28 protein-coding genes are annotated in these 24215 nt (G+C 65.5%); 14 read left to right on the plus strand and 14 right to left on the minus strand.

The window, feature by feature from the left end; translation table 11 throughout:
* From C5F46_RS03080 to C5F46_RS03090, 3 genes are all read right to left on the minus strand, one after another.
* A partial coding sequence (locus C5F46_RS03080; protein ID WP_107323901.1) for a metallophosphoesterase occupies positions 1-539 on the minus strand: 539 nt, incomplete at its 3' end.
* 82 nt (positions 540-621) lie between these two features.
* Entirely contained in the window at positions 622-2217 is a 1596-nt protein-coding gene (gene serA, locus C5F46_RS03085) for a phosphoglycerate dehydrogenase (protein ID WP_107324007.1), read from the minus strand.
* A 94-nt stretch (positions 2218-2311) separates the two neighbouring features.
* Positions 2312-3457, minus strand: a complete 1146-nt coding sequence (locus C5F46_RS03090; protein WP_107323902.1) for a phosphoserine transaminase — start codon at positions 3455-3457, stop codon at positions 2312-2314.
* Between the two features lie 136 nt (positions 3458-3593).
* Here C5F46_RS03090 and serB point away from each other — a divergent pair, with 136 nt between their 5' ends.
* Together serB and C5F46_RS03100 are read left to right on the plus strand one after the other, a co-directional pair.
* Positions 3594-4466, plus strand: coding sequence for a phosphoserine phosphatase SerB (serB, locus tag C5F46_RS03095; RefSeq protein WP_107323903.1), 873 nt, complete (start codon positions 3594-3596; stop codon positions 4464-4466).
* A gap of 54 nt (positions 4467-4520) precedes the next feature.
* Positions 4521-5279, plus strand: coding sequence for a TSUP family transporter (locus C5F46_RS03100; RefSeq protein WP_107323904.1), 759 nt, complete (start codon positions 4521-4523; stop codon positions 5277-5279).
* On the opposite strand, the gene C5F46_RS03105 is transcribed toward C5F46_RS03100, so the two are convergent.
* The 5 genes from C5F46_RS03105 to def (C5F46_RS03125) are packed head-to-tail and all read right to left on the minus strand — an operon-like array spanning position 5276 to position 7999.
* Positions 5276-5515 carry a GlsB/YeaQ/YmgE family stress response membrane protein gene (locus tag C5F46_RS03105; protein WP_107323905.1) on the minus strand — a complete coding sequence of 80 codons (240 nt, stop codon included), beginning with the start codon at positions 5513-5515 and terminating at the stop codon, positions 5276-5278. The two genes, C5F46_RS03100 and C5F46_RS03105, sit on opposite strands and share 4 nt — an antisense overlap.
* A gap of 60 nt (positions 5516-5575) precedes the next feature.
* A complete protein-coding gene (gene fmt / locus C5F46_RS03110) occupies positions 5576-6481 on the minus strand; it encodes a methionyl-tRNA formyltransferase (protein ID WP_107324008.1) in 906 nt (301 codons plus the stop codon).
* Positions 6478-6984 (minus strand): peptide deformylase, encoded by a 507-nt coding sequence (def, locus tag C5F46_RS03115; RefSeq protein WP_107323906.1) that lies wholly within the window; start codon positions 6982-6984, stop codon positions 6478-6480. Before def (C5F46_RS03115) ends, fmt begins: the two co-directional genes overlap by 4 nt.
* On the minus strand, positions 6981-7475 hold the full coding sequence (gene def / locus C5F46_RS03120; protein WP_107323907.1) for a peptide deformylase: 495 nt from the start codon (positions 7473-7475) through the stop codon (positions 6981-6983). The genes def (C5F46_RS03115) and def (C5F46_RS03120) overlap by 4 nt, the downstream gene beginning before the upstream one ends.
* Complete coding sequence (def, locus tag C5F46_RS03125; protein WP_107323908.1) at positions 7472-7999, minus strand: peptide deformylase; 528 nt, start codon at positions 7997-7999, stop codon at positions 7472-7474. Before def (C5F46_RS03125) ends, def (C5F46_RS03120) begins: the two co-directional genes overlap by 4 nt.
* A 172-nt stretch (positions 8000-8171) precedes the next feature.
* On the opposite strand from def (C5F46_RS03125), the gene C5F46_RS03130 reads away from it, so the two are divergent.
* Entirely contained in the window at positions 8172-9356 is a 1185-nt protein-coding gene (locus tag C5F46_RS03130) for a MalY/PatB family protein (protein ID WP_107323909.1), read from the plus strand.
* 44 nt (positions 9357-9400) lie between these two features.
* Here the strand turns inward: C5F46_RS03130 and C5F46_RS03135 are convergent, their stop codons facing one another.
* Positions 9401-9745, minus strand: coding sequence for a protein kinase family protein (locus tag C5F46_RS03135; protein WP_107323910.1), 345 nt, complete (start codon positions 9743-9745; stop codon positions 9401-9403).
* Positions 9746-9919: 174 nt separating this feature from the next.
* On the opposite strand from C5F46_RS03135, the gene C5F46_RS03140 reads away from it, so the two are divergent.
* From C5F46_RS03140 to C5F46_RS03150, 3 genes are all read left to right on the plus strand, one after another.
* The gene (locus tag C5F46_RS03140) at positions 9920-11092 is read left to right on the plus strand and encodes a lytic murein transglycosylase (RefSeq protein ID WP_107323911.1); all 1173 of its coding nucleotides are present in this window, start codon (positions 9920-9922) and stop codon (positions 11090-11092) included.
* Between the two features lie 219 nt (positions 11093-11311).
* Positions 11312-12076 carry an MlaA family lipoprotein gene (locus C5F46_RS03145; protein WP_235820070.1) on the plus strand — a complete coding sequence of 255 codons (765 nt, stop codon included), beginning with the start codon at positions 11312-11314 and terminating at the stop codon, positions 12074-12076.
* Positions 12066-12674 (plus strand): MlaC/ttg2D family ABC transporter substrate-binding protein, encoded by a 609-nt coding sequence (locus C5F46_RS03150; RefSeq protein WP_107323913.1) that lies wholly within the window; start codon positions 12066-12068, stop codon positions 12672-12674. The genes C5F46_RS03145 and C5F46_RS03150 overlap by 11 nt, the downstream gene beginning before the upstream one ends.
* Positions 12675-12722: 48 nt before the next feature.
* On the opposite strand, the gene C5F46_RS03155 is transcribed toward C5F46_RS03150, so the two are convergent.
* The gene (locus C5F46_RS03155) at positions 12723-14960 is read right to left on the minus strand and encodes a transglycosylase domain-containing protein (protein ID WP_107323914.1); all 2238 of its coding nucleotides are present in this window, start codon (positions 14958-14960) and stop codon (positions 12723-12725) included.
* Between the two features lie 271 nt (positions 14961-15231).
* On the opposite strand from C5F46_RS03155, the gene C5F46_RS03160 reads away from it, so the two are divergent.
* Positions 15232-15570, plus strand: coding sequence for a P-II family nitrogen regulator (locus C5F46_RS03160; RefSeq protein WP_107323915.1), 339 nt, complete (start codon positions 15232-15234; stop codon positions 15568-15570).
* Between the two features lie 26 nt (positions 15571-15596).
* On the plus strand, positions 15597-16958 hold the full coding sequence (locus tag C5F46_RS03165) for an ammonium transporter (RefSeq protein WP_107323916.1): 1362 nt from the start codon (positions 15597-15599) through the stop codon (positions 16956-16958).
* A gap of 68 nt (positions 16959-17026) precedes the next feature.
* Here the strand turns inward: C5F46_RS03165 and C5F46_RS03170 are convergent, their stop codons facing one another.
* The 3 genes from C5F46_RS03170 to smpB all read right to left on the minus strand — a co-directional run bounded on the left by C5F46_RS03170 (position 17027) and on the right by smpB (position 19614).
* Positions 17027-18211 (minus strand): amino acid aminotransferase, encoded by a 1185-nt coding sequence (locus C5F46_RS03170; RefSeq protein WP_107324009.1) that lies wholly within the window; start codon positions 18209-18211, stop codon positions 17027-17029.
* An 11-nt stretch (positions 18212-18222) separates the two neighbouring features.
* Complete coding sequence (sseA, locus tag C5F46_RS03175; protein ID WP_107323917.1) at positions 18223-19074, minus strand: 3-mercaptopyruvate sulfurtransferase; 852 nt, start codon at positions 19072-19074, stop codon at positions 18223-18225.
* A gap of 66 nt (positions 19075-19140) precedes the next feature.
* A complete protein-coding gene (gene smpB, locus C5F46_RS03180; protein WP_107323918.1) occupies positions 19141-19614 on the minus strand; it encodes an SsrA-binding protein SmpB in 474 nt (157 codons plus the stop codon).
* A 99-nt stretch (positions 19615-19713) separates the two neighbouring features.
* On the opposite strand from smpB, the gene C5F46_RS03185 reads away from it, so the two are divergent.
* Positions 19714-20166, plus strand: coding sequence for a potassium channel family protein (locus C5F46_RS03185; RefSeq protein WP_107323919.1), 453 nt, complete (start codon positions 19714-19716; stop codon positions 20164-20166).
* Here the strand turns inward: C5F46_RS03185 and dapB are convergent.
* The gene (gene dapB / locus C5F46_RS03190) at positions 20163-20972 is read right to left on the minus strand and encodes a 4-hydroxy-tetrahydrodipicolinate reductase (protein WP_107323920.1); all 810 of its coding nucleotides are present in this window, start codon (positions 20970-20972) and stop codon (positions 20163-20165) included. The genes C5F46_RS03185 and dapB overlap by 4 nt on opposite strands.
* 96 nt (positions 20973-21068) lie before the next feature.
* Between dapB and rbfA the strand changes: the two genes are divergently transcribed.
* From rbfA to rpsO, 5 genes are all read left to right on the plus strand, one after another.
* Complete coding sequence (gene rbfA / locus C5F46_RS03195; protein WP_181317728.1) at positions 21069-21491, plus strand: 30S ribosome-binding factor RbfA; 423 nt, start codon at positions 21069-21071, stop codon at positions 21489-21491.
* Positions 21475-22203 (plus strand): phosphodiester glycosidase family protein, encoded by a 729-nt coding sequence (locus C5F46_RS03200; protein ID WP_107323921.1) that lies wholly within the window; start codon positions 21475-21477, stop codon positions 22201-22203. The genes rbfA and C5F46_RS03200 overlap by 17 nt, the downstream gene beginning before the upstream one ends.
* 51 nt (positions 22204-22254) lie before the next feature.
* A complete protein-coding gene (truB, locus tag C5F46_RS03205; protein ID WP_107323922.1) occupies positions 22255-23157 on the plus strand; it encodes a tRNA pseudouridine(55) synthase TruB in 903 nt (300 codons plus the stop codon).
* Complete coding sequence (locus tag C5F46_RS03210; protein ID WP_107323923.1) at positions 23154-23714, plus strand: DUF1643 domain-containing protein; 561 nt, start codon at positions 23154-23156, stop codon at positions 23712-23714. Before truB ends, C5F46_RS03210 begins: the two co-directional genes overlap by 4 nt.
* 140 nt (positions 23715-23854) lie before the next feature.
* Positions 23855-24124: a 30S ribosomal protein S15 gene (gene rpsO, locus C5F46_RS03215; RefSeq protein ID WP_107323924.1), complete on the plus strand. Its 270-nt coding sequence runs from the start codon at positions 23855-23857 to the stop codon at positions 24122-24124.
* The last annotated feature ends 91 nt before the right edge of the window (positions 24125-24215 follow it).

Raw genomic sequence — 24215 nt, forward strand, 5'->3', positions numbered from 1 at the left:
TCGGACCTTATCCAGAGCAGGTCATCCTCGGTCTGTTGCGCCAGCGGGATGCCGGGGCGGATACCGGCGTGAACAAAAACCGCATCGCCCACCCGCGCATAACCGGGCAGACCGGCCAGCCACGCCACCTGTTCGGGCGGCACAGCGGCCAGTGTTTCGGCATGGACCTGATCCACGGGGCGATTGGCAGGTTCGCAGATGCCGTAGGAAAGTAATGTTTGCGGCCCGCCAAGCCGGGGGTGGAACCAGCTGAATTCGGCCCTGAGCCGCGGGTCACGCGCCCAGGGGTTTTCCAGAAAGATCGAAAACATCCGGTCGTGATTGCCGCGCAGCACGACCCAGGGCGCGCCCCCCACCTGCCCGGCCATCAAAAACGCGATCACGCCGCGGCTGTCGGGGCCGCGATCGACCAGATCGCCGACATGCACCACCGGCGCCGCGGCATCGCCGCAGGCAGCACGATCCGCGGCGATCAGCTCATGCGCCGCGCGCAGCAGGCCCAGATGGCCGTGAATATCGCCGATGGCATAGCTTCGCATGAAACCTCCGAACGGAAACGACCCCCGCTGGTCGGCGGGGGCCGTGATGGCTTAGCGCAGGTCAGGCGGCAGCGCCACAGCGTCAGGCCGCATCAAATTCCAACGGTTTGACTTGCAGGAAAAGGCCCGTTGCCTTCAGTTCGTCAACCACGACCTGCGGCAGCGGCGCATCCAGATACAAAACCGCGATTGCATCCTGCCCCACGGCGGTCCGGCCAAGGGTAAAGTTGGCGATGTTCACGCCATGCTTGCCCAGCGTGCCGCCCAGCGTGCCGATGATGCCTGGCACGTCGCGGTTGGTGGTGTAGAGCATATGCTGCCCCACCTCGGCGTCGATGTTGATGCCCTTGATCTGGATGAAGCGCGGCTTGCCATCGGAGAATACCGTGCCCGCGACCGAGCGTTCGCGGGTTTCAGTGACAACGGTCAGCTTCATGTAACCGTCGAACACGCCCGATTTTTCCTGCGTGGTGGTGGCGATCTGCACACCGCGTTCGCGCGCGATGACCGGGGCCGAGACCATGTTCACATCGGGGTTGGCCGCCTTCATGATGCCCGCAATCGCGGCGCAGTTCAGCGCCTGCAGGTTCATTTCGGTCACGAGGCCATCGTAAAGGATGTTGATCGCCTGAATCGGCTCATCGGTCATCTGGCCCACGAAATCGCCCAGATGGCCGGCCAGTTTGACCCACGGCCCCATCACGGCGGCTTCCTCCGCCGTCACCGAGGGCATGTTCAGCGCGTTCTGCACCGCGCCGGTCAGCAGATAGTCCGACATCTGTTCAGCCACCTGAAGCGCCACGTTTTCCTGCGCCTCGGTGGTCGAGGCGCCCAGATGCGGCGTGACCACAACGTTGGGCATATTGAACAGCGGGCTTTCGGTGGCCGGTTCATTGGCGAACACATCCAGCGCCGCACCCGCCACATGGCCCGATTTCAGGGCATCGACCAGAGCTTCCTCGTCGATCAGGCCGCCGCGGGCGCAGTTGATGATCCGCACGCCATTTTTGGTCTTGGCGAGGTTTTCGCGCGACAGGATGTTTTTGGTCTTTTCCGTCATCGGGACGTGCAGCGTGATGAAATCGGCCTTGGCCAGCAGTTCATCCAGTTCGACCTTCATCACGCCCATCTTGTGCGCGCGCTCGTCCGACAGGAACGGGTCATAAGCGATGACCTTCATCTTCAGGCCCAGCGCCCGGTCGCAGACGATGCCGCCGATGTTGCCTGCGCCGATCACGCCCAGCGTCTTGTTGAACAGTTCCACGCCCATGAAGCGGTTCTTTTCCCACTTGCCTTCATGGGTCGAGGCGCTGGCTTCGGGCAGTTGGCGGGCCACGGCGAACATCATCGCAATGGCATGTTCGGCGGTGGTGACGCTGTTGCCGAAGGGCGTGTTCATCACGATCACACCCTTTTTCGAGGCGGCGGGAATATCGACGTTGTCAACACCGATCCCGGCGCGGCCGATCACCTTGAGGTTGGTGGCGGCGGCAAGGATCTTTTCGGTGACCTTGGTGGCCGAGCGGATGGCGAGGCCGTCATACTGGCCGATTACCTCCAGCAGCTTCTCCTTGTCCTTGCCCAGATCGGGCAGGTAATCCACCTCGACCCCGCGGTCGCGGAAGATCTGAACGGCAGTTTCGGAAAGTTTGTCGGAAACGAGAACCTTGGGTGCCATGTTGGGCTCCATGCGGAAATGAGGGGGGCGGTGCGCAGGGATGCGCACCCTGCGGGCGGCAGGGCGCGCCGTCAGGCACACCCCACGCAAGACGTCACTGCGCGGCGAGTTCGGCGCGGTAGGCCCATTCGATCCAGGGCATCAGCGCCTGAACATCGGCGGCTTCCACCGTCGAGCCGCACCAGATGCGCAGGCCCGGAGGGGCATCGCGGTAGGCGCCGGCGTCCAGCGCCACGCCCTCTTTTTCCAGCCGCTTGGCCACGGCCTTGGCAAAGGCCGCCCCGTCCTTGATCGCGGGATCGGTGAATTTCACGCAGACCGAGGTGGTCGAGGCGATGGCCGGATCAGCGGCAAGATTGGCGATCCAGTCCTTGCCCTTGATAAAGTCGTTCACCGCAGCCGAGTTCGCCTCGGCCCGCGCGATCAGGCCCTTCAGCCCGCCGATGGATTTGGCCCATTTCAGCGCAACAAGGTAATCTTCCACCGCCAGCATCGAGGGGGTGTTGATCGTTTCACCCACAAAGATGCCTTCGATCAGCTTGCCCTTGGCGGTCAGGCGGAAAATCTTGGGCAGCGGCCAGGCGGGGGTGTAGGTTTCCAGCCGTTCGACCGCGCGGGGCGACAGGATCAGAACGCCATGCGCGCCCTCGCCGCCCAGCACCTTCTGCCAGGAGAAGGTGACGACATCGAGCTTGTCCCACGGCAGGTCCATGGCAAAGGCGGCGCTGGTCGCGTCGCAGATCGTCAGGCCGTCGCGGTCAGCGGGGATCAGATCGCCATTGGGAACGCGCGCGCCCGAGGTGGTGCCATTCCAGGTAAAGACCACGTCCTTGTTGAAATCGACGGTGGCGAAATCGACGATCTCGCCATAGGGGGCTTTCTTGACGGTGGCGTCCAGCTTGAGCTGTTTCACGACGTCGGTGACCCAACCCTCGCCAAAGCTTTCCCAGGCCAGCATTTCCACGCCGCGCGCACCCAGCAGCGACCACATCGCCATTTCAACGGCGCCGGTATCCGATCCGGGCACGATGCCGATGCGGTAATCGGCAGGCACTCCCAGAACCTCGCGGGTCAGGTCAATCGCTTCTTTCAGCTTGTTCTTGCCCACAGCGGCACGATGCGAGCGGCCCAGCGGCGCATCTGCAAGCATGTCAAGGGTAAAGCCGGGGATCTTGGCGCAGGGGCCAGAGGAAAAGCGCGGGTTGGCCGGGCGCGCAGCCGGGGTCTGCAGATCAGACATGGTATCCTTCCAGATAAACGCCCCTCGGTGGGGAGGGGTTTCCCAATGCCGCGCATACGCCTGCGCCTGCTCTGGCGCAAGAGAATTATTTGCGATAAGCGCCGCTTTGATCCCCGAATACGACCCCGGAGCCGCCATGTTCATCGTCACCCTTCTTGCGGCCCCCGCCCGCGCCGATCTGCACCGCACCACGGTCGAAAGCCTGCGCGACGCCTGGGCCGGGGGCGAGGCGATCTGGCTGAACCCCGGCATTGCGGCGGAATTTCCGGTGGCCACGATCCCCGCGAACCGCTGGGAGGTGTGGGAGGGGCTTCAGGCTTTGGGCGTCGATCTGGTGGTGCAGCCTGCCGAGGGCCGCCGCAAGCGGATGCTGCTGGCCGACATGGACAGCACCATGATCGGGCAGGAATGCATCGACGAACTGGCCGACATGGCCGGTGTGGGCGCGCATGTGGCCGCCATCACTGCCCGTGCGATGAACGGCGAACTGGATTTCGAGACGGCACTGATCGAACGCGTGGCCCTGCTGAAGGGCCTTCCCGAATCGGTGATCGCGCAGGTTCTGGCCGAACGCATCACCTACACCCCCGGCGGGCGCGAGCTGATCGCCACGATGCAGGGCGAGGGCGGCTATGCGGCGCTGGTGTCGGGCGGCTTTACGGCCTTTTCCGGCGCGGTTGCGGCGCATCTGGGGTTTGACGAACACCGCGCCAACACCCTGCTGGCCGAAGGCGGCCTGCTGACCGGGCAGGTCGCCCGCCCGATCTTGGGGCGCGAGGCCAAGGTCGCTGCGCTGGACGACATCACCGCGCGGCTGGGCATTACCCCCGCCGAGGTGCTGGCAGTGGGCGATGGCGCCAACGATCTGGGCATGTTGCATCGCGCGGGCGCGGGCGTGGCTTTGCACGCCAAGCCCGCGGTCGCGGCGCAATGCGACATCCGCATCAACCACGGCGATCTCAGCGCGCTGCTGTATATTCAGGGCTACGCAGTTTCCGATTTCGCCTGACTTGCCTTTCGGCGCGCGGCATCGGATGAAGGGCGGCCCAGCCCCGGATGCCCGATGTTTGAAGTCAGCCTTGACCTTGCCCTTCTACTGATCGCCGCCGCCTTTGCCGCGGGGTTCATGGACAGTATCGCAGGCGGCGGCGGGCTGATCACCCTGCCGGTTCTGCTGCTGGCGGGCGCCACGCCGCTGGAAGCCCTGTCCACCAACAAGGTGCAGGGCGCTTTTGGCGCGGCCACGGCCGCGATCAGCTATGCCCGCGCGGGTCATGTGAACCTGCGCCGCCAGATCGGCGCGGCGGGGCTGGCCTTCGGCGCGGGGCTGGTGGGGGCGCTGCTGGTCAGCGCCATCCCGACCCAGACACTGCGCCTTGTTCTGCCAGTTGTGCTGATCGGCATCGCCGCATTTTTCGCCTTCAAGCCCGGCCTTGACGACACCGACCGGATCGAGCGCATCCGCCCCGCCGCCTTCACCGCCTTCGTCGTGCCGCTGATCGGCTTTTACGATGGGCTGATCGGTCCCGGCGCTGGGGCGTTCTACATGATCGGCTTCGTATTGCTGGCGGGTTATGGGGTTCTGAAGGCCACCGCGCATACCAAGTTGCTGAACTTTGCCTCGAACATCGGTGGGCTGGCGGCCTTTGCGGTGGTGGGCGCGCCATGGTGGATCACCGGGCTGGCGATGGGGCTGGCCCAGATCGCAGGCGCCACCGTCGGGTCGCGGCTGGCGATGAAAAAGGGCGCGCGTCTGATCAAGCCGCTACTGGTCATCACCTCGACGGCGCTGGCGTTGCGGCTGATCTGGCAGATGCTTTAGCGGCGCGGCCCATAGGTTTGCCACAGCCAGATCAGAAGCATGGCGCCCAGAACCGCGCCCACAAAGCCTGCCATCCAGCCCGAAATCGTCAAGAGAACCCGCAGCACAAGGCCCCCGACCAACGCGCCAAAGATGCCGATCGCAACAGTCGTCGGCACGTCGGCGTCGATTTTCATCAGCCGCGTGGCCAGAAAACCCGCCGCCGCCCCGATGATGATAAGCGCGATGATGCCCATTGCCGCCTCCGTGCATTGCCCCTTTGATATGGGGGCAGAGCCGGCCGCGGCGCAAGTGCCTCAGCCGATGCGGTCGGGCAGGGTCAGACCTTTCAGCAATTCAGCGGCAGGCATCGGCCGCTTGCCCTCGCGCTGCGCCTCCAGCACCTCGACGGCGCCGTTGGCGCAGGCGATGGTGAACCCGCTCAGCACCTGCCCCGGCGCCCCGGCGCCCGGCGCAAGACGGGAGCGCAACAGCTTGACCCGCTCGCCCGCAATTTCCACGAAAGCACCGGGAAAGGGCGACAGGCCACGGATCAGCCGGTCCACCTCGGGGGCGGGGCGGGAAAACTCCACCCGCGCCTCGGCCTTGTCGATCTTGGCGGCATAGGTCACGCCTTGGTCAGACTGCGGCGCAGGCGCCATCTCGCCCAGCCGGTCCAGCGCGGTCAGGATCAGGGCAGCACCCATCGCCGAAAGCCTGTCGTGCAGGTCGGCAGTGGTGTCTTCGGCGGTGATCGGGGTTGCCTCGCGCAGCAGCACCGGGCCGGTATCCAGCCCCGCCTCCATCTGCATGATGCAGATGCCGGTTTCCGTATCGCCCGCCATGATCGCCCGGTGGATCGGCGCTGCCCCGCGCCAGCGTGGCAGCAGGCTGGCGTGGATGTTCAGGCAGCCAAAACGCGGCGCATCCAGCACTGGCTGCGGCAGGATCAGGCCATAGGCCACGACCACCGCCACATCGGCGCCCAGCGCGGCGAAGGCCGCCTGTTCCTCGGGCGATTTCAGGCTGCGCGGGTGGCGCACCGGAATACCCAGCGCCTCGGCGCGGGCCTGCACCGGGCTGGGGCGGTCTTTCTTGCCCCGGCCTGCGGGGCGCGGCGGCTGGCAATAGACGGCCAGCACGTCATGGCGCGCGGCCAGCGCGTCAAGCACCGGCACGGAAAAATCCGGCGTGCCCATGAACACCACGCGCCGCCGGGTCATGCCCGCGCCCATTTCGCCGATTTTGCCACCAGCATCTTGCGCCGCAGCGGCGAGAGGTGATCGACATAGACCTTGCCATTCAGATGGTCGATCTGATGCTGAACGCTGGTCGCCCAAAGGCCCACGAAATCACGGTCTTCGACCTCGTTCGCCTCATTCAGGAACCGCACCGTCACCGCGCGCGGGCGCTTGATCGCCGCCGACACGCCGGGCAGGTTGGGGCTGCCCTCATCATGGCTGCGGAACTGGACCGAAGCGTGCAGCACCTCGGGGTTGGCCATACGGATCACCTGCCCGCGGCTGTCGGAACAATCTACCACCGCCAGCCGCAGCATGATGCCGATCTGCGGCGCGGCCAGCCCCACGCCCTGCCCCGGCATCGCCTCCATCGTATCGACCATGTCGTCCCAGATCATACGGACAGTTTCGGTGATCGCCGTCACCGGCTCGGCAGGGCGGTGCAGGCGCGGGTCGGTGTAGGGCAAAAAGGGGCGAACGGTCATGGGCGACAGGCGGCCTCCAGCCGCGAACGAGTTGCGGGGTCGATCCGGTCAAGCGTGACGATCCCGTCCAGATGGTCGGCCTCGTGCTGCACGCAGGCGGCGGCAAAGCCGGTGAATATGGCCTCTTGCGCGGCGCCGTCCAGATCGGTCCAGCGCATGTGAACGGTTGCCGGGCGCGTCACCTCGGCCTCGATTCCGGGAAGCGAAAGACAGCCCTCGGCGCGGATCGCCGTCTCGGAGCCGTGCGGCACAACAACGGGGTTCAGGATCACGCGCGGCGCGGCGGGGCCGCTTTTCCACTCGGTATCCATCACGAAAATCCGCAGCATCGCCCCCACCTGCGGCCCGGCCAGCCCACGGCCCGGCGCGGCATACATCGTTTCCAGCATATCGGCGGCCAGCTGGCGGACATCATCGGTAATCTGCTCGACCGGGGCGCAGACCTGCGCCAGCCGCGGATCGGGCCAGCGCAGGACGGCCCGCAAGCTCACGCCAGGCCCCGCGCCTTGTCGCGCTTGAGCTTTTCCATTTTGCGGGTGATCAACTGCCGCTTCAACGGGCCAAGATGATCAATGAACAGTTTGCCGTTCAAATGGTCGATTTCGTGCTGCGCGCAAGTCGCCCACAGACCGTCGAACTGCTCTTCCTTGATGCTGCCATCCAGCGCCATCCAGCGCACCCGCGCCTGCGCCGGTCGGGTGACATCGGCAAAGGTTTCGGGGATCGACAGGCAGCCCTCTTCGTAGGTGTTCTTTTCTGGCGAAACCCAGGTCACCTCGGGGTTGATCAACACCATCGGTTGCGGGTTGCCCGCCTTGTCCTTGTCGCAATCCATAACGAACATGCGACGGGTGATGCCCACCTGCGGCGCCGCCAGGCCGATGCCGGGGGCGTCATACATGCTTTCCAGCATGTCATCGGCCAGCTTGCGGATCGTGACGTCGATCTCGGCGATCGGGTCGCAAAGCTTCTTGAGCCGGGGATCGGGGTGTATGAGGATGCTGCGAAGGGTCATGGGCCTGATTTAGGCGATGCCGCCGCCGCGCGCAATGGCACCGAAATTTCAGGCGCTTTGTTCCGGCATAACGGTCATAATCAGGATAATATTCCATCTAATTCATATTCCGCGGAACCTTGTGCCGGATTATAACCGCCCACAGGAATATTCTCACCGCAGGACCCGCCCCATGACCCCCACCCCGGACTTTGACGAGATCATCTGCCGCATCGGCACCCATTCCTCCAAATGGGACTGCATGGAGCCGATTTACGGCGTGCCCGCCGCCGATGGCCTGCCGATGTGGGTGGCCGACATGGATTTTCGCCCGCCGCTAGCGGTGCAGCGCGCGGTCGAGGCGATGGCGGCGCATGGCATCTATGGCTACTGGGGCGACGATTCTGCCTATCTGGCAGCGGTCCGCTGGTGGATGGCCAACCGCCACGGCTGGGAGGTAGCGCCGGACTGGATTCTGACCGCGCACGGGCTGGTGAACGGCACGGCGCTGTGTGTCGATGCCTTCACTGCACCGGGCGACGGGGTGGTGCTGATGACGCCGGTCTACCACGCCTTTGCCCGGGTGATCCGCGCCGCCGGACGCGAGGTGGTGGAATGCCCGCTGGCGCTGGTGAACGGCCGCTATGAAATGGACTTCGAGACATGGGGCCGCCAGATGACCGGGCGCGAGCGGATGCTGATCCTGTGTTCGCCGCACAACCCCGGCGGCCGCGTCTGGACCAAAGACGAATTGCGCCGCGTGGCCGAGTTCTGTGTCGACCATGATCTGATTCTGGTGTCTGACGAGATTCACCACGATCTGGTCATGCCCGGCCAGCGCCACACCGTGATGGCCAAGGCCGCCCCCGAGGTGGCCGGCCGACTGGTGATGATGACATCGGCCACCAAGACCTTCAACATCGCGGGCTGCCACACCGGTAATGTCATCATCCCCGATGCGGGGCTGCGGGCGCGATTCGCGGGCCGGATGATGGCGCTGGGGATTTCGCCCAATTCCTTTGGCATGGCGATGGCGACCGCGGCCTATTCGCCCGAAGGCGCCGACTGGCTGGAGGCGCTGCTGGCCTATCTGGACGAAAACCGGCGAGTTTTTGACGACGGCATCAACGCCATACCCGGCCTGCACTCGATGCCACTGGAGGCGACCTACCTGGCCTGGGTGGACTTCTCGGGCACCGGGATGGACCGGGCTGAATTTACCGCGCGGGTGGAGAAAGGCGCCCGTATCGCGGCCAACCACGGGCCGACCTTCGGGCTGGGGGGCGAGTCGTTCCTGCGCTTTAACCTGGCTACCCCGCGGGCGCGGGTGCTGGATGCGGTTGCGCGGCTGCACGCGGCCTTCGCCGACCTGCAATGATGATCACCGTGGGCGCCCTTACGGGGCGCCCCGGTCTTTCGTGCTCAGGTCTGGCGCAGGAAATCGGTCGCGCCTGCGTCGCGGTCGAAATCCACCGCAGCACGATCTGACACCAGATTCTCCCGCTTGAGGGTGCAAAGCAACTCGCCCCCCTCAATCTCGGTGGCGACGATCAGGCAATGCGCCACATGGCGCTTGCCCTCGTAAAGGTCAACGATCCCGCGCAACCGCGTCACCTCAGATGCGTCCAGCGCAAAGCCACCACGCCAGCGGCGCAGCACCTTGTAGGTCGCCTTGCCCGCAACCACGCTCAGACGCGACTTGCGCGCCTGCTCTTTCCGACGGATCGTCTCAAGTTCGTCGATAGGTCCGGATGCCAGAAATTCCATGGCACGCTCCTTTCTCCCCCTTGCTTTCAAGATTGGGCCAGAATTTCCAAAAATCAAGTTAAACCGGCAACATACCCGCCGACCGCCCAGGGCAAGCCGCCGCAAACCGCGTGCCACGCCGTGGTTGCCAGCCGATGTTCACATGCTACTCTGCCTCCGGCGAAGGGGGTGTTCATGCGCGCAGTGCAGGTTTTTCTGGTTGGCCTCATCGCCACGCTGCCCGCCAGCGCGGGACAGGCGGGTTGCGGCGGCACATTCAGCGCCTTTCTGGACGGGGTGAGGGCCGAGGCGCTGGCGGCGGGCCACCCGCCTGCGCAGGTCGCGGCCTTTCTGGCGGACGCCCGGCAAAACCCGCAGGTGCTGCGTGCCGACCGCGCGCAGGGCGTGTTTCGCAAGCATTTCATCGACTTTTCGCGTGCCGTCATCAGCCAGAACCGGCTGACCAATGGCGCCGCCAACGCCCGCCGCCATGCCGTCATCTTTGACCGTATCACCCAGGACTACGGCGTGCCGCGCGGCATCTTGCTGGCGTTCTGGGCGCTGGAAACCGATTTCGGCGCGGTGCAGGGCGATTTCAACACCCGCGACGCGCTGCTGACGCTGGCACATGATTGCCGCCGCCCCGACCTGTTCCGCCCGCAGGTCATGGCCGCGCTGCGGCTGCATCACCGTGGCGATTTCGACACAGCCACCACCGGCGCCTGGGCGGGCGAGATCGGGCAGGTGCAGATGCTGCCCGCCGATATCCTGAAAAGCGGTGTGGATGGCGACGGCGACGGGCATGTGCGGCTGAAACCCTCGGCGCCCGATGCCCTGATGTCAGGGGCCAAAATGCTGGCCGGTCTGGGCTGGCGCCGCGACCAGCCGTGGTTACAAGAGGTGGTCGTGCCCGACACGCTGGACTGGCGGCTGACCGGGCTGGGCCGCGACCGCCCCATTGCCGACTGGGAACAGATGGGGGTGCGCGCACGCACCGGCACGCTGGCGCCGGGGCTTGCAGGCGCGATCTTGCTACCGATGGGGCGCAAGGGCCCGGCTTTCCTCGCCTACCCGAATTTCGGGGTGCTGTTCGACTGGAACAAAAGCTTTGTCTATGTGACCACCGCCGCCTATTTCGCCACCCGACTGGAAGGCGCCCCCCCGTTCGACCCGCGCAGCCCGGTCCCCGGCCTGAGCCCCGACCAGATGACCACGCTTCAGCAAAAACTGGCCGCACGCGGGCACGATATGGGCAAGTTTGATGGCATCCTTGGCGCGCGCACCCGTGCTGCGGTGCAGACCGAACAGGAACGGCTGGGGCTGCCCGCAGATGGCTGGCCCGATGCGGCCCTGCTGGCAGCGCTTTAGGTTGTGCCAGCAGGGCGCAGACCATGCGGGGGGCGCATACCCGCTTTTGCACCGGCTCCGACAGTGACATTATGGCCCCGCACCTGCCAAAAAGCGGTCGCCCCGGCTTGTTTCTGCGGCAATGCAGAATTATCCGTTGACGCTGCAACCGCGGCCTGGCCCGGCCCGCGAATTCTGAACACCCCCGCCCTTATTCAGGTCTGTCAATCGAGTATGCCCGTGCGCCACATAGCACCCCACATCGCCTTCGGCCGCCCGCTGGCCCTGCTCGCCGTTCTGGCGGCGCTGAGCGGTTGCGCCAACCCCGATGCGGCAGGCGGCGGCGACGACCCGTGGGAACCAACCAACCGCGCCATGCACAGCTTTAACAAGGGCGTTGACCGGGCGCTGTTGCGCCCAGCCTCGCAGGTCTATGGCACCGTCCTGCCCGAGCCGGTGCGGCTGGGCGTCGGCAATGTGGCGGGCAACCTGCAGGTGCCTGGCGCGATCGTGAACAATCTGCTGCAAGGCCGTATCGAGGCGGCGGGCCGCAACACGTTCCGGTTCCTGATCAACTCCACTCTCGGCGTTGCGGGGATATTTGATCCCGCCGCCTCGTCCTTCGGCCTGCCCGAAGATGACAGCGACTTTGGCGAAACGCTGCATGTCTGGGGCGTGGGTGAAGGCAGATATGTGGAGCTACCCCTCGCCGGCCCCTCGACCGAGCGCGATTCGTGGGGCAGGCTGGTCGATCTGTTCATCGACCCGGTGGGCGCCGTTCTCAAGGATAACAAGGCGGCGCGGGCGCGTTCGCTTCAGGCGGTCGATATCGTGGGGGATCGCTACAAGTTTACCAGCACCATCGACTCGGTTCTATATGACAGTGCCGACAGCTACGCCCAGTCGCGGCTTCTGTTCCTGCAAAACCGTCGCTTCCAGCTTGGCCAGGCGGGGCAGACAGACGCCGAGGCGATTGACCCTTACGAGGACCCCTATGCCCAATAACATTTCACGGCGCGGCGCGCTTGCCCTTGTGGCAGGCGGGATCGTGGGCGCCTTTTCCCTGCCCGGCGCAGCTCTGGCCCTGAACGATGCCGAGGCGCGCGCGCTGATCGACCGCGCCTTGGGCGATGTGAACGCGGCTATTGCTTCGGGCAAGTCCCAGGCGCAACTGTTTCGTGAATTCGAGGCGATCTTTACCCGCTATTCCGACGTTCCGGTGATCGCGCGCAGTGCGCTGGGGGTTGCGGCCCGGCAGGCGAGCCCGGCGCAGATGACCGCCTTCACTGCCGCCTTCAAGGGCTATCTGTCCCGCAAATACGGCCGCCGCTTCCGCGAGATCGTCGGCGGCCGGTTCGAGGTGACGGGCGCGCGTCAGGTCAAAAGCTTCTACGAGGTGTCCTCGATCGCCTATCTGAAGGGCGAGGCGCCGTTCAAGGTGGAATGGCACGTCTCCGACAAGTCGGGGCGCAACCTGTTCTTCAACATCATCGTCGAAGGCGTGAACATGCTGGCGGCTGAGCGCGCGGAAATCGGCGCCATGCTGGATCGCCGCCGCGGCAATATCGACGCGCTGATCGCCGATCTGAAAACCGCGGGCTGATCTGGCCCTGATCGCGTGAAACGGCGCCCTTCGGGGCGCCGTTCGCGTTCAGTTGCGGCCCAGAGTCCCCAACACATCGCGCAAGATACGCTCGATCAGAACGCCATCGTTCGGCTGCCGCGGCGCAACCGGCTGCGGCTGCTGCGGGGCAGCGCCCCACACTTGCCCGTCATAACGCGGTGCCGCAGGCTCCACCGGGGCCGGCGGGGCCACATACCAATCGCCCGGATGCGCCATCGGCAGCGGCGTGGCGGGCAAGCCCTCTTGCACACGACTCATCACCGCCTGCCATATTTGCGCGGGCAGGCCGCCCCCGGTCACGCCCGACAAGGGGGTGTTATCGTCATAGCCCATCCAGACGCCCGCCACATAATCGGCGGTGAACCCGATGAACCAGGCATCGCGCGCGGCCTGGGTGGTGCCGGTCTTGCCCGCCGCCTCGCGGCCCGGCAGTTTTGCCCGCCCGCCGGTGCCGCGCTCGATCACCTGATGCATCATCCAGATCAGTTCGCGCGCGGCCTTCTCTGAGATCACCCGCTCGCCCATGCCGCCAGTCTGACCGATCAGCGCGGTATCGTCGCCCTTGATCCGCAACTCGACCAGACCATAAGGCTTGACCGACGATCCACCGTTCAGAATGCCCGCATAGGCACCAGTCATTTCCAGCAGCGTCGATTCAGACACCCCCAGCGCGACCGCTGGACCATCGGCCAGATCAGAGGCAAAGCCGAAATCCTGTGCCACCTGCCGCACAGCCGCACGGCCCACCGCCTCTGACACACGCACCGTGGCGGTGTTGAGCGATTTTGACAGCGCGGTCCAAAGCGGCACCGAGCCCGCATATTCGCCACCATAGTTCTGCGGCGACCACGGGCCAGAGCCCTTGATGTTCAGCGTCAGCGGCCCATCCTGCACGATGGTGTCGGGAGTGTAGCCCATATCCAGCGCTGCGGCATAGACAAAGGGCTTGAAGGTCGATCCGGTCTGCCGCCGGGCTTGCGTAGCGCGGTTGAAGGCACCCGAAACCTTGGCCTGACGGCCGCCGACCATGGCGCGCACCGCGCCATCGGCCGACATCACCACAACCGCCGCCTCGGCCTTTGAGCCTTCTTTCACCTTGCTGGCAAACACCTCGGCCAAGGCAGTTTCCGCTGCGCGCTGCAGCCGCTGGTCCAGCGTCGTCTGAATCACCACGTCTTCGGTGGTGTCGGTGGTCAAGAAATCGGGGCCCGCGCCCATCACCCAATCGGCAAAATAGCCGCCTGCCCTATCCTGCGCCGCCTGGCTCAGCACGGCTGGATTGGCCTTGGCGGTCGAATAGGCGGCGTCGTTCAGATAGCCCTGATCGTGCATCAGCGCCAGAACCATCGCCGCACGCTCCTGCGAGCGGGCAAGGTTCGTGGTCGGCGCATAGCGCGAGGGTGCCTTCAGAAGTCCGGCCAGCATCGCCGCCTCTTGCGCAGTGACATTGGCGGCCGATTTGCCGAAATACCGCTGTGCCGCCGCCTCAAAGCCACGCGCGCCCGCGCCCATGTAGGCGCGGTTGAGGTAGATCGTCAGGATCTCCTCCTTGGTGTATTTCGCCTCCATAGCGATGGCATAGGGAATTTCCTTGACCTTGCGCCACACGCCGCCGCCGCGACAGTCATCCTCATAGGCCGCTTCGGATTTCCAGGCCTTGGGGTCATAGGGCACGCCCAGGCACAGCAGCTTGGCCACCTGTTGCGTGATGGTGGAGCCGCCATTGCCCTCCAGCGGGCCGCGCCCTTCAGACAGGTTGATGCGGACCGCGCCCAGAATGCCGCGGGGGGACACGCCGAAGTGGCCATAAAACCGCTTGTCCTCGGTGGCGATCACCGCGTTCTTCAGATGCGGCGAAACATTGGCCGCGGTGATCTGGCCGCCAAAGGTTTCGCCACGCCAGGCAAACACCTTGCCGTCGCGGTCCAGCAGCGTGACCGACCCGCGGTGGCGCCCGTCCAGCAGCGTGGCGACCTCGGGCAGTTGCGCATAAAAATAAAAGCTGGCCAACCCCAGGATCATCGCGCCGATAGCGCCCACCCGCCAGCCGACGCCCCACAGAATGCGCCAGACCAGACGGAACGGCCACAGCAAGGCAGCCAGAACCGGGTTGCGCCGCTGCGGCGCCCGTTTGGGTGGGCTTTTGCGCCGCCCGCCCGCCCCCTTGCCAGACCCCGACCCGCCAGTTTTTTTCGGCTGCGGCCCCGAGGATGGATACCGCCTGTCCGCCACCAGCGACGACCGCCGCCCGCCTGTTTGCGCCATTCCCCGACCTGCGTTGATACTGCTCTTTGGGCGCCGACACTACACGCGCTTGGCCGCCTTGTGGAGCGACTTTGCGCAGCGATTCGGTTTTCTCACCGCGCAATATTTAGGCGTACGCCAGCAATTGTGCAAATTTTGTGCAATATAGTCGATATTTCCGCCTGCCACCCCCGCCCCTTTTCTTGTGCCGCGCCCGTGATCTGGGCCTTCTGTCTGCATCAGAAGGCCCAGACACATTTGACGGGATGCTGACAAAGGAAGGGACAACGACGTGAAACTCATCATTGCAGCAATCAAGCCGTTCAAGCTCGAGGAGGTGCGCGAGGCGCTTACCACCATCGGCGTGCGTGGCATGATGGTGACCGAGATCAAGGGCTTCGGCTCGCAGTCCGGCCACACCGAAATCTACCGCGGCGCGGAATATGCCGTGAACTTCGTGCCCAAGGTCAAGCTGGAGATCGTGGTTCCCGATCCGCTGGCCGACGAGGTGGTGGAAACGATCCTGAAGGCAGCCAAGACCGACAAGATCGGTGACGGCAAGATTTTCGTGCTGGATGTGGCGCAGGCCGTGCGCGTGCGGACCGGCGAAACCAACGACGACGCGCTGTGACGCGGGCGGATCAGGGGACAAGAGATATGACCAACCTTGCGAAACTTACGGGGCTTGCGGCGCTGATCGGCGCCGCCGCCCTGCCAGCGCTGGCGCAGGAAGCCGCGCCAGTGGCCGAAGCCGTTGCCGAAGCTGTGGCCGAAGCGCCCGCCGACGTGATGAACAAGGGCGACGTGGCCTGGATGATGACTTCCACCCTCTTGGTGCTGTTTATGGTCATTCCGGGCCTCGCGCTGTTCTACGGCGGCCTTGTGCGCTCCAAGAACATGCTGTCGGTGCTGATGCAGACCACGCTGATCGCCGCCGTTGTGATGGTGATCTGGGTGTTCTGGGGCTATTCGATGAGCTTCGGTGGCGGCACCAACCCGTTCTGGGGCGGCCTGGGCAAGATGTTCCTGTCGGGCGTGACGATGGAAAGCATGTCGGCGACCTTTACCGCTGGCGTCGTGATCCCGGAATTCGTGTTCATCTCGTTCCAGATGACCTTTGCGGTCATCACGGCGGCGCTGATCATCGGATCTTTCGCGGAGCGTGCGAAATTCGCGGCGGTGTTGGCCTTTATCGCGCTGTGGGTGACCTTCGTCTACTTCCCGATCGCGCACATGGTCTGGGATGCAAGCGGTCTGCTGTTCGGCATGGGCGCGCTTGACTTTGCGGGCGGCACGGTGGTGCACATCAACGCCGGTGTTGCGGCCCTGATCGGCGCAATCATGGTGGGCAAGCGCATCGGCTACGGCAAAGACATGATGGCTCCGCATTCGATGACGCTGACGCTGGTCGGCGCGGGCATCCTGTGGGTGGGCTGGTTCGGCTTCAACGCCGGCTCCAACCTTGAGGCCAATGGCGGCGCCGGTCTGGCGATGATCAATACCTTCACTGCAACCGCCGGCGCCATCCTCGCCTGGTCTGCACTGGAAGCGATGCTGCGCGGCAAGGCTTCGATGCTGGGTGCGGCCTCGGGTCTGGTGGCGGGTCTGGTCGCCGTCACCCCGGCGGCGGGCACCATCGGGCCGGTTGGCGCGATCCTCCTTGGCGCCATTGCTTCGGTGGTCTGCTACTTCTTTGTGGCGGTCGTGAAGCAGAAGTTCGGCTATGACGACAGCCTTGATGTGTTCGGCATCCATGGCGTGGGCGGCATCGTTGGCGCGATCGGCACCGGCGTGTTCTCGGCCGCCAGCCTCGGTGGCGTGAAGGGCGACGACTATTCGATCGTCGGCCAGGTGATCATTCAGGCGCAGGCCGTGGGCGTGACCATCCTGTGGTGCGGTATCGGCTCGATCGTGCTCTACAAGCTGGTCGACATGGTCATCGGCCTGCGGGTGGACAGCGACGCCGAACGCGAAGGCCTCGACCTGTCGTCGCACGGCGAAACTGCCTACCACAGCTGATCCTTCGGGCGGCAAAAACGCAAAGGCAGGGCGAAAGCCCTGCCTTTTTCATTGTCGGTGGCGGCAGTTCAGATCCCGCAGTCAATAATCGCACGGGCCAGGATCGGCACCGTGGTGGCATTCAGCCCGGCGATGTTCAGCCGCGAGTCGCCCACCATGTAGATGCCATGCTCGGCGCGCAGCCGTTCCACCTGTTCGGGGCTGGCCCCCAGACGCGAGAACATGCCCCGGTGCTGGGCGATGAATCCGAACCGGTCAGACCCGGCCAGCGCGCGCAGTTCCGACGCAAGCTGCTCGCGCAGGCCCAGCATCGACAGGCGCACCTGCTCCAGCTCCGTTTCCCATTCCTTGCGCAGGCTGGCATCGGTCAGGATCATCGTGACCAGACGCGCGCCGTGATCGGGGGCAAAGGAATAATTCTGCCGGTTCAGATAGGCCATCGTGCCCTGCGCCAGATCGCGGGTGGCGGTGTCGGGCGCCAGCGCCAGCAAGATGCCGGTGCGTTCGCGGTAGATGCCGAAGTTCTTGGAACACGAGGCCGCGATCAGAACCTGCGGCAGGCGCGCCGCGATCAGCCGGGTGCCCGCCGCATCGGCATCCAGCCCGTCGCCAAAACCCTGATAGGCAAGGTCGATCAGCGGCATGGCGCCGCTGCGCTCGAGCAGATCAGCGACAGCAGCCCATTCGGTCAGGTTCAGGTTGGCGCCGGTCGGATTGTGGCAGCAGCCGTGCAGCAGCACCACATCGCCCGCCTTCACCTCTTTCAGGTCATCCATCATGCCGGCGAAATTCACGCCGCGCGTATCGGCGTCGAAATAACGGTAAAGCCGGGTCTTCATGCCCAGATAGGCCAGAATCGTCAGGTGGTTCGGCCAGGTCGGGTCCGACACCCAGATCGTCGCATCGGGGTTGGCCATGCGGATCAGCTCCAGCGCCTGCCGGATCGCCCCGGTGCCGCCGACCGTCGCCAGCGCCGCCACCCGGTCGGCCGGATAGCCAGCACCAAGGATCATGCCCGCCATCGCCGCGTGATAGGCGGGCTCACCCGCCAGCGCGGTATAGGTCTTGGTCGTCTCGGCTTCCCACAGTTGCTTTTCGGCCGCCTTGACCGCGCGCATCACCGGGGTCAGCCCCGTTGCATCCTTGTAGACGCCGACGCCCAGGTCGATCTTGTCGGCGCGCGGATCGGCCCGGAACTGGCCCATCAGAGCCAGAATCTTGTCGGGGGCCTGCGGTTTGAGGTTGTTCAGCATCATGCGCCCTTTTAGTTTTTCGATGTGGCGACCTTCAGGTCGTTATACATGCCCCATTCGGCCCAGGCCCCGTCATAAACGGCATGGTTGCGGTGGCCGATCACCTCAAGCGCCAGCGCCAGCATCGCGGCATTGACACCCGACCCGCAGGTGCAGATCGCGGGCTTGGCAAGGTCAACGCCTGCCGCCTCGAACAGCGCGCGCAGCGCCTGCGGCGATTTCAGCGTGCCGTCGGCGTTCAGCAGCGTGGCAAAATGCACGTTCTTCGAGCCGGGAATATGCCCCATCCGCAACCCCGGCCGCGGCTCGGGTTCAACCCCGTTGAACCGCCCCGGCGCGCGCGCGTCGATGATCTCCCAGTCGCCCAGCTTCGAGGCGGCTGCAACCTGCGTCACGTCCTTGACCAGATGCGCCTGCCGCTGCACGGTAATGTGGCGGTCGCGCAGCACAGGGGGCAGGTCTTCCAGCGGGCGGCCCTCGGCCTTCCATTTCGGCAGGCCGCCATCCAGAACGGCAATGTCGGTCTTGCCCATCAGGCGGAACGTCCACCACACCCGTGGCGCCGAAAAGATACCCGCCGTGTCATAGACCACGACCTGATGGCCATCGCCCACGCCCATCGCACGCATCCGGCTGATGAACTTTTCCGGCGGCGGCGCCATATGCGGCAGGGCAGACCGGCTGTCGGCGATTTCGTCGATGTCAAAAAACCTCGCGCCAGGAATATGGCCTTCGGCATATTCGGCCTTGGGATCGCGCGCCATCGTGGGCAGAAACCACGACCCGTCAAGCACCCGCAGATCGGGGTCTTTCAGATGCGCCTCCAGCCAATCGGTGGAGACAAGCGTTTTCGGATCGTCCATCGTCCGGCACCCCTTGCTGCTCTGCGGTTTCCTTAACCGGGCAAGGGGAACGGGGCAAGCCGATCCTCAGCCGCCCTGCTTCAGAAGCCGCTGCTTCTGGCGGTCCCAGTCGCGCTTGGCCTCGGTGGCGCGCTTGTCAGCCAGTTTCTTGCCCTTGGCGATGCCCAGTTTCAGCTTCACGATGCCACGGTCGTTGAAATACATCAGCATCGGAACAATCGTCATGCCCTCGCGCCCGACAGCATTCCACAGCCGCGACAGTTCCTTTTTCGACACCAGAAGCTTGCGGCGGCGGCGTTCCTCATGGCCAAAGATGCCCGCCTGTTTGTAGGATGCGATATAGCCGTTGATCAGCCACAGCTCGCCACCTTCGACGCTGGCATAGCTTTCGGCGATGTTTGACTGCCCGGTGCGCAAAGATTTCACCTCGGACCCGGTCAGGATGATCCCCGCCTCAAGATCGCTCTCGATAGCGTAGTCGAACCGCGCCCGGCGGTTTTCGGCGATAATCTTGGAGTTGGGGTCTGATTTCTGGGCCATGATCGCTAGCAGATAGTCGCCCCCGCGCGCCCTGTCCAGTGCGGGGGGGGGCTTGACCGGGCGGGGCGCGGCAGGCTAGCGCGGCATCAGGGAGGGGCCATGGTCACGCAAATCGCGCTTGGGTCCGGGTTGATGCTGATTTCGATCCTGATCGCTGCGCTCAGCGCGCTGGCGATGGAATGGCTTTTTTCCCGCGCCCATGACTGGATGCTGCGCGAACCCCACGGGCCAAAGCTGATGGCGGTGGTGCTGCTGGCCGCTTTATGGGTGCTGGTGATCATGACTGCGGGGGTCTGGGTCTGGGCTGTGGCCTATTTATGGCTGGGCATCTTTCCGACGGTCGAGGAGGCCGTCTACTTCTCGCTCGTCTCATTCACCACGCTGGGTTACGGCGATGTGCTGCTGCCCCAGGAATGGCGCATTCTGGGTGGGCTGGCGGCGGCCAACGGGCTGTTGAACATCGGTCTGCTGACCGCGCTTCTGGTCGAAGCACTACGACACACGCGGCTGGAACAGGTCCAGCACCGGCGCAGTCGCAAGACCGTGGACTAAAGCCCCAGCACGTCGAGCATATCATATTCGCCGGGCTTCTGGCCCTGCCCCCACAGCGCCGCCCGCAACGCGCCGCGGGCAAAGATGGCGCGGTCGGTGGCGACATGGCGCAGGATCACCCGCTCGCCTTCACCGGCAAAGATCACATCATGTTCACCCACGATGTCGCCGCCCCGGATCGACGAAAAACCGATGGCGCCACGCGCCCGCGCCCCGGTCAGCCCGTCGCGGCCGGCCTCGCGATTCTGGGCCAGATCGACGCCGCGCCCCTCGGCGGCGGCCTGCCCCAGCATCAGTGCCGTGCCCGAGGGCGCATCGACCTTCATCCGGTGATGCGCCTCGACCACCTCGACATCCCAATCGGCATCCAGCGCGGCGGCCACGCGTTTGGTCAGTTGCACCAGCAGGTTGACGCCAAGGCTCATGTTACCCGCCCGCACGATCACCGCATGCCGGGCGGCGGCCTTCAGTGCCGCCAGATGGGCGGGCTCGAACCCCGTGGTGCCGATCACATGCACCGCACGGGCCTGCGCGGCAAGCGCCGCAAATTCCACCGTCGCCGCGGGCGCGGTAAAGTCGATCACCGCCTGCGCAGTCGCAAATGCCTCCAGCGGGTCATCGGTCACGATCACGCCATTGGCCGCGCCGCCCAGGGCGGCTCCCAGATCCTGCCCGACCCAGCCATGGCCTGCGCGTTCCACCGCGCCAACCAGCCGCGCCTTGCCCGATGCGGCCACCATGGCCGCCAGCATGCGGCCCATACGGCCGGAAACCCCGGTAATCACAACGCCCGGCAGATCGGTCATGGCGGTCCTCCTTGATGATCGGCAAGCTTTAGCCCGGTGCGCGGCGCTTGGCAAAGCCCCGTTGCGGGGGCGGCGTCCATGCCCTACATGGAGCGCATGGCACAATCGCGCTTTTCCCATGGGCATGGCCCCTCGCAACGTCAGCTTCGCGTCGGCGAACTGATCCGACGCACCCTGTCCGACGTGCTGCTGCGTGGCGATGTGCATGACCCGGACCTCAACCGCATCTCGATCACCGTGGGCGAGGTGCGCACCTCGCCCGACCTCAAGGTGGCCACCGCCTACGTGGCGCCCTTGGGCGGCGAAGGCGCCGATGACATGCTCAAGGCGCTGCGCCGCAACAAGGGCGAGTTGCGCCATCTGGTCGCCAAGGGGCTGACGCTGAAATTTGCGCCCGAATTGCGGTTTCAGATTGACGAAACCTTTGACCGGCTGGATGAAACTCGCCGCATGTTCGCCGACGAACGTGTGCAGCGCGACATCGCGCAGCCCGACAGCGACGATGAAACCGACGCTTGAGGCGCTGGCGCTGATCGCGCTGGCCACTCCGGCGCTGGCCGAACCTTGCCGCGACCTGACCCATGACGGCACCTCTTATACCGTCTGCGAGGTGACCGCCCCCGCCGATCTGCGGCTGTGGTGGCAGGCGCCCGACGGGTTGCCCGTGGCTACGTTCGAGCGGTTGCAGGCAGGGCTTGCGCCCGGCGAAACCATCGCTTTTGCAATGAATGCCGGGATGTATCACCCGGATCGGCGCCCCGTCGGACTTTATGTCGAGAATGGCACTCAGGCGGCGCCGATCGTCACGCGCGAAGGGCCGGGCAACTTTGGCCTGCTGCCCAACGGCGTTTTCTGCATCGCCAACCGATTTGCCGTGATCGAATCGCGCGCCTATGCCGCTACCGGCCCGGAGTGCCGCTTTGCCACCCAGTCGGGGCCGATGCTGGTGATCGACGGCGCGCTTCACCCCCGCTTCGTGCCCGACAGTGACAGCCTGAACACCCGCAACGGCGTGGGGGTTTCCGCCGATGGCGACACCGCATGGTTTGCCATCTCGAACGCGCCGGTGACATTTCACGCCTTTGCCCGGCTGTTCCGGGATGAGCTGGGGGCAGCGAATGCGCTGTATCTTGACGGCTCGGTGTCGCGCCTGTTCGCGCCGGGGCTGGGGCGCGCGGATACCGGGGCGCCGATGGGGCCAATCGTGGGGCTTGTGGCGCAGGCACGTTGACGGCCCGGCCCGCAGGGGCTAGCACGCGGCCTTCGCAGCAAGGGGGCGATCATGGCACGCAAAAAGGGACGCGACATTTCCGGCTGGCTGGTGGTGGACAAGCCTGCGGGCGTCACCTCGACCATGGTCGTCAACAAGGTCCGCTGGGCGCTGGACGCGAAAAAGGCAGGCCACGCCGGCACGCTCGACCCCGCCGCGACCGGGGTTCTGGCGGTGGCGCTGGGCGAGGCCACCAAGACCGTGCCCTACATCACCGATGCGCTGAAATGCTACTGCTTCACCGTGCGGCTGGGGGCGGCCACCAACACCGACGATGCCGAGGGCGAGGTGATCGCCACGTCCGACATCCGACCCGCGGATGACGCCATCGCCGCCGCCCTGCCCGCCTTCACCGGTGAGATCATGCAGGTGCCGCCGCAGTTTTCCGCCGTGAAGGTCGATGGTGAACGCGCCTATGCGCTGGCCCGCGCCGGCGAAGAGATGGATCTGGCCGCCCGCCCGCTGTGGGTGGAAAGCCTGACGCTGATCGCCCGCCCCGACCCCGATACGGTGGAACTGGAAATGGTCTGCGGCAAGGGTGGCTATGTGCGGTCGATCGCCCGCGATCTGGGCGCCAAGCTGGGCTGCCTTGGCCATGTGCTGTGCCTGCGCCGGGTCTGGTCGGGGCCGTTCGACGCCGAAGACGGGATCAGCATGGAAGAGATCGAGCGGCTGGCCCGCACCCCCGACCTTGAGGCGCACCTTCTGCCGCTGGAGGTGGGCCTTGCCGATCTGCCCGAGGTCAAGGCAACCCCCGAAGGCGCGGTGCGGCTGAAGAACGGCAACCCCGGCATGGTGTTTGCGTCGGAAGCCGAGTGGGGCGAGGAGGCCTGGGCCAGCTTTCAGGGTCAGCCGGTCGCCGTGGGCATCTACAAATCCGGCGAATTGCACCCCAGTCGGGTGTTCAACCTGTGACCGGCGCGCCCGACCCCGCGGCGCAGCATGACCCCGGCGGGCGGGTGCGCATCCGCCTGCCCGACGGGGTGGCGGGCGAGGCGCAGTTTTCGCCCTGCGGGCGCTATCGCCAGACCCTTGTGCGCGACTGGACACCCGCGGGCACCGTGCCGCGGGCTGTGGTGTTTGTTGGCATGAACCCCTCGGTCGCCGATGCGGCAGTGTCAGACCCGACCTGCCACCGCGAACTGGGCTTTGCGCGCCGCTGGGGCTTTACCCGCTATCTCAAGGCCAACATGCTGGACTGGCGCGCCACCTCGCCGCGCGATCTGCCCGCCGATCCGGGCCTTGCCGCCAGCCCCGCAAACCTGCCCGCGATCCTTGCACTGGCGGCCGAGGCCGAACAGGTGGTGCTGGCTTACGGCAAGCTGGCCCCGCGCTATTCCCCGGTGGTGGCCACGACGCTGGAGGCGCTGCGCGCCACCGGCAAGCCACTGTTCTGCCTTGGCCGCAACGCCGACGGCTCGGCCAAACACCCGCTTTACCTGCGCGCCGACAGCCCGCTGATCGCGTTCTAGGCCGGGCCGCACAGGGAAAACACTTCCCTTTTCGCGCGATTTCCCCTATAGGCGCGCATCTGCCCCGCGTGGCAGAGCCAAGGGCCCTGCTGGACGACATCCCGGCTTGTGCCGTCACACCAACCTTACAGGAGAACCCGATGTCGATCACCGTTGAAGAAAAAGCCCGTCTGATCAAGGACTATGCCACCAAGGAAGGCGACACCGGTTCGCCCGAGGTTCAGGTGGCCATCCTGTCGTCGCGCATCGCGACGCTGACCGAGCACTTCAAAAGCCACAAGAAGGACAACCACTCGCGTCGTGGCCTTCTGATGATGGTCGCCCAGCGCCGCAAGCTGCTGGACTACCTCAAGTCCCGCGACGAAGCGCGCTATACCGCGCTGATCGGTCGTCTGGGCCTGCGCCGCTGATCTGACGGAACGCGCCCTGCGGGGCGCGTTTCTCTTTCGACCTGCGCGGCTTGCGTGGGTGTCGGCCTCCCCACCGGGCTTCATGGGGCGG

It is taken from the genome of Phaeovulum veldkampii DSM 11550 (assembly GCF_003034995.1).
In the GTDB taxonomy this organism is placed as follows: domain Bacteria; phylum Pseudomonadota; class Alphaproteobacteria; order Rhodobacterales; family Rhodobacteraceae; genus Phaeovulum; species Phaeovulum veldkampii.

What these genes read in the sequence shown, in the direction of transcription:
- dapB (WP_107323920.1), bottom strand. Translation starts at nt 20,972, where the DNA reads ATGACCGATCTGCCGGGCGTTGTGATTACCGGGGTTTCCGGCCGTATG.
- def (WP_107323908.1), bottom strand. Translation starts at nt 7,999, where the DNA reads ATGACCCTTCGCAGCATCCTCATACACCCCGATCCCCGGCTCAAGAAG.
- smpB (WP_107323918.1), bottom strand. Translation starts at nt 19,614, where the DNA reads ATGGCCCAGAAATCAGACCCCAACTCCAAGATTATCGCCGAAAACCGC.
- C5F46_RS03090 (WP_107323902.1), bottom strand. Translation starts at nt 3,457, where the DNA reads ATGTCTGATCTGCAGACCCCGGCTGCGCGCCCGGCCAACCCGCGCTTT.
- C5F46_RS03135 (WP_107323910.1), bottom strand. Translation starts at nt 9,745, where the DNA reads ATGGAATTTCTGGCATCCGGACCTATCGACGAACTTGAGACGATCCGT.
- C5F46_RS03170 (WP_107324009.1), bottom strand. Translation starts at nt 18,211, where the DNA reads ATGCTGAACAACCTCAAACCGCAGGCCCCCGACAAGATTCTGGCTCTG.
- truB (WP_107323922.1), top strand. Translation starts at nt 22,255, where the DNA reads ATGGCACGCAAAAAGGGACGCGACATTTCCGGCTGGCTGGTGGTGGAC.
- serB (WP_107323903.1), top strand. Translation starts at nt 3,594, where the DNA reads ATGTTCATCGTCACCCTTCTTGCGGCCCCCGCCCGCGCCGATCTGCAC.
- rpsO (WP_107323924.1), top strand. Translation starts at nt 23,855, where the DNA reads ATGTCGATCACCGTTGAAGAAAAAGCCCGTCTGATCAAGGACTATGCC.
- C5F46_RS03200 (WP_107323921.1), top strand. Translation starts at nt 21,475, where the DNA reads ATGAAACCGACGCTTGAGGCGCTGGCGCTGATCGCGCTGGCCACTCCG.
- sseA (WP_107323917.1), bottom strand. Translation starts at nt 19,074, where the DNA reads ATGGACGATCCGAAAACGCTTGTCTCCACCGATTGGCTGGAGGCGCAT.
- C5F46_RS03165 (WP_107323916.1), top strand. Translation starts at nt 15,597, where the DNA reads ATGACCAACCTTGCGAAACTTACGGGGCTTGCGGCGCTGATCGGCGCC.
- C5F46_RS03105 (WP_107323905.1), bottom strand. Translation starts at nt 5,515, where the DNA reads ATGGGCATCATCGCGCTTATCATCATCGGGGCGGCGGCGGGTTTTCTG.
- def (WP_107323906.1), bottom strand. Translation starts at nt 6,984, where the DNA reads ATGACCGTTCGCCCCTTTTTGCCCTACACCGACCCGCGCCTGCACCGC.
- C5F46_RS03140 (WP_107323911.1), top strand. Translation starts at nt 9,920, where the DNA reads ATGCGCGCAGTGCAGGTTTTTCTGGTTGGCCTCATCGCCACGCTGCCC.
- rbfA (WP_181317728.1), top strand. Translation starts at nt 21,069, where the DNA reads ATGGCACAATCGCGCTTTTCCCATGGGCATGGCCCCTCGCAACGTCAG.
- C5F46_RS03150 (WP_107323913.1), top strand. Translation starts at nt 12,066, where the DNA reads ATGCCCAATAACATTTCACGGCGCGGCGCGCTTGCCCTTGTGGCAGGC.
- C5F46_RS03185 (WP_107323919.1), top strand. Translation starts at nt 19,714, where the DNA reads ATGGTCACGCAAATCGCGCTTGGGTCCGGGTTGATGCTGATTTCGATC.
- serA (WP_107324007.1), bottom strand. Translation starts at nt 2,217, where the DNA reads ATGGCACCCAAGGTTCTCGTTTCCGACAAACTTTCCGAAACTGCCGTT.
- C5F46_RS03130 (WP_107323909.1), top strand. Translation starts at nt 8,172, where the DNA reads ATGACCCCCACCCCGGACTTTGACGAGATCATCTGCCGCATCGGCACC.
- C5F46_RS03155 (WP_107323914.1), bottom strand. Translation starts at nt 14,960, where the DNA reads ATGGCGCAAACAGGCGGGCGGCGGTCGTCGCTGGTGGCGGACAGGCGG.
- C5F46_RS03100 (WP_107323904.1), top strand. Translation starts at nt 4,521, where the DNA reads ATGTTTGAAGTCAGCCTTGACCTTGCCCTTCTACTGATCGCCGCCGCC.
- fmt (WP_107324008.1), bottom strand. Translation starts at nt 6,481, where the DNA reads ATGACCCGGCGGCGCGTGGTGTTCATGGGCACGCCGGATTTTTCCGTG.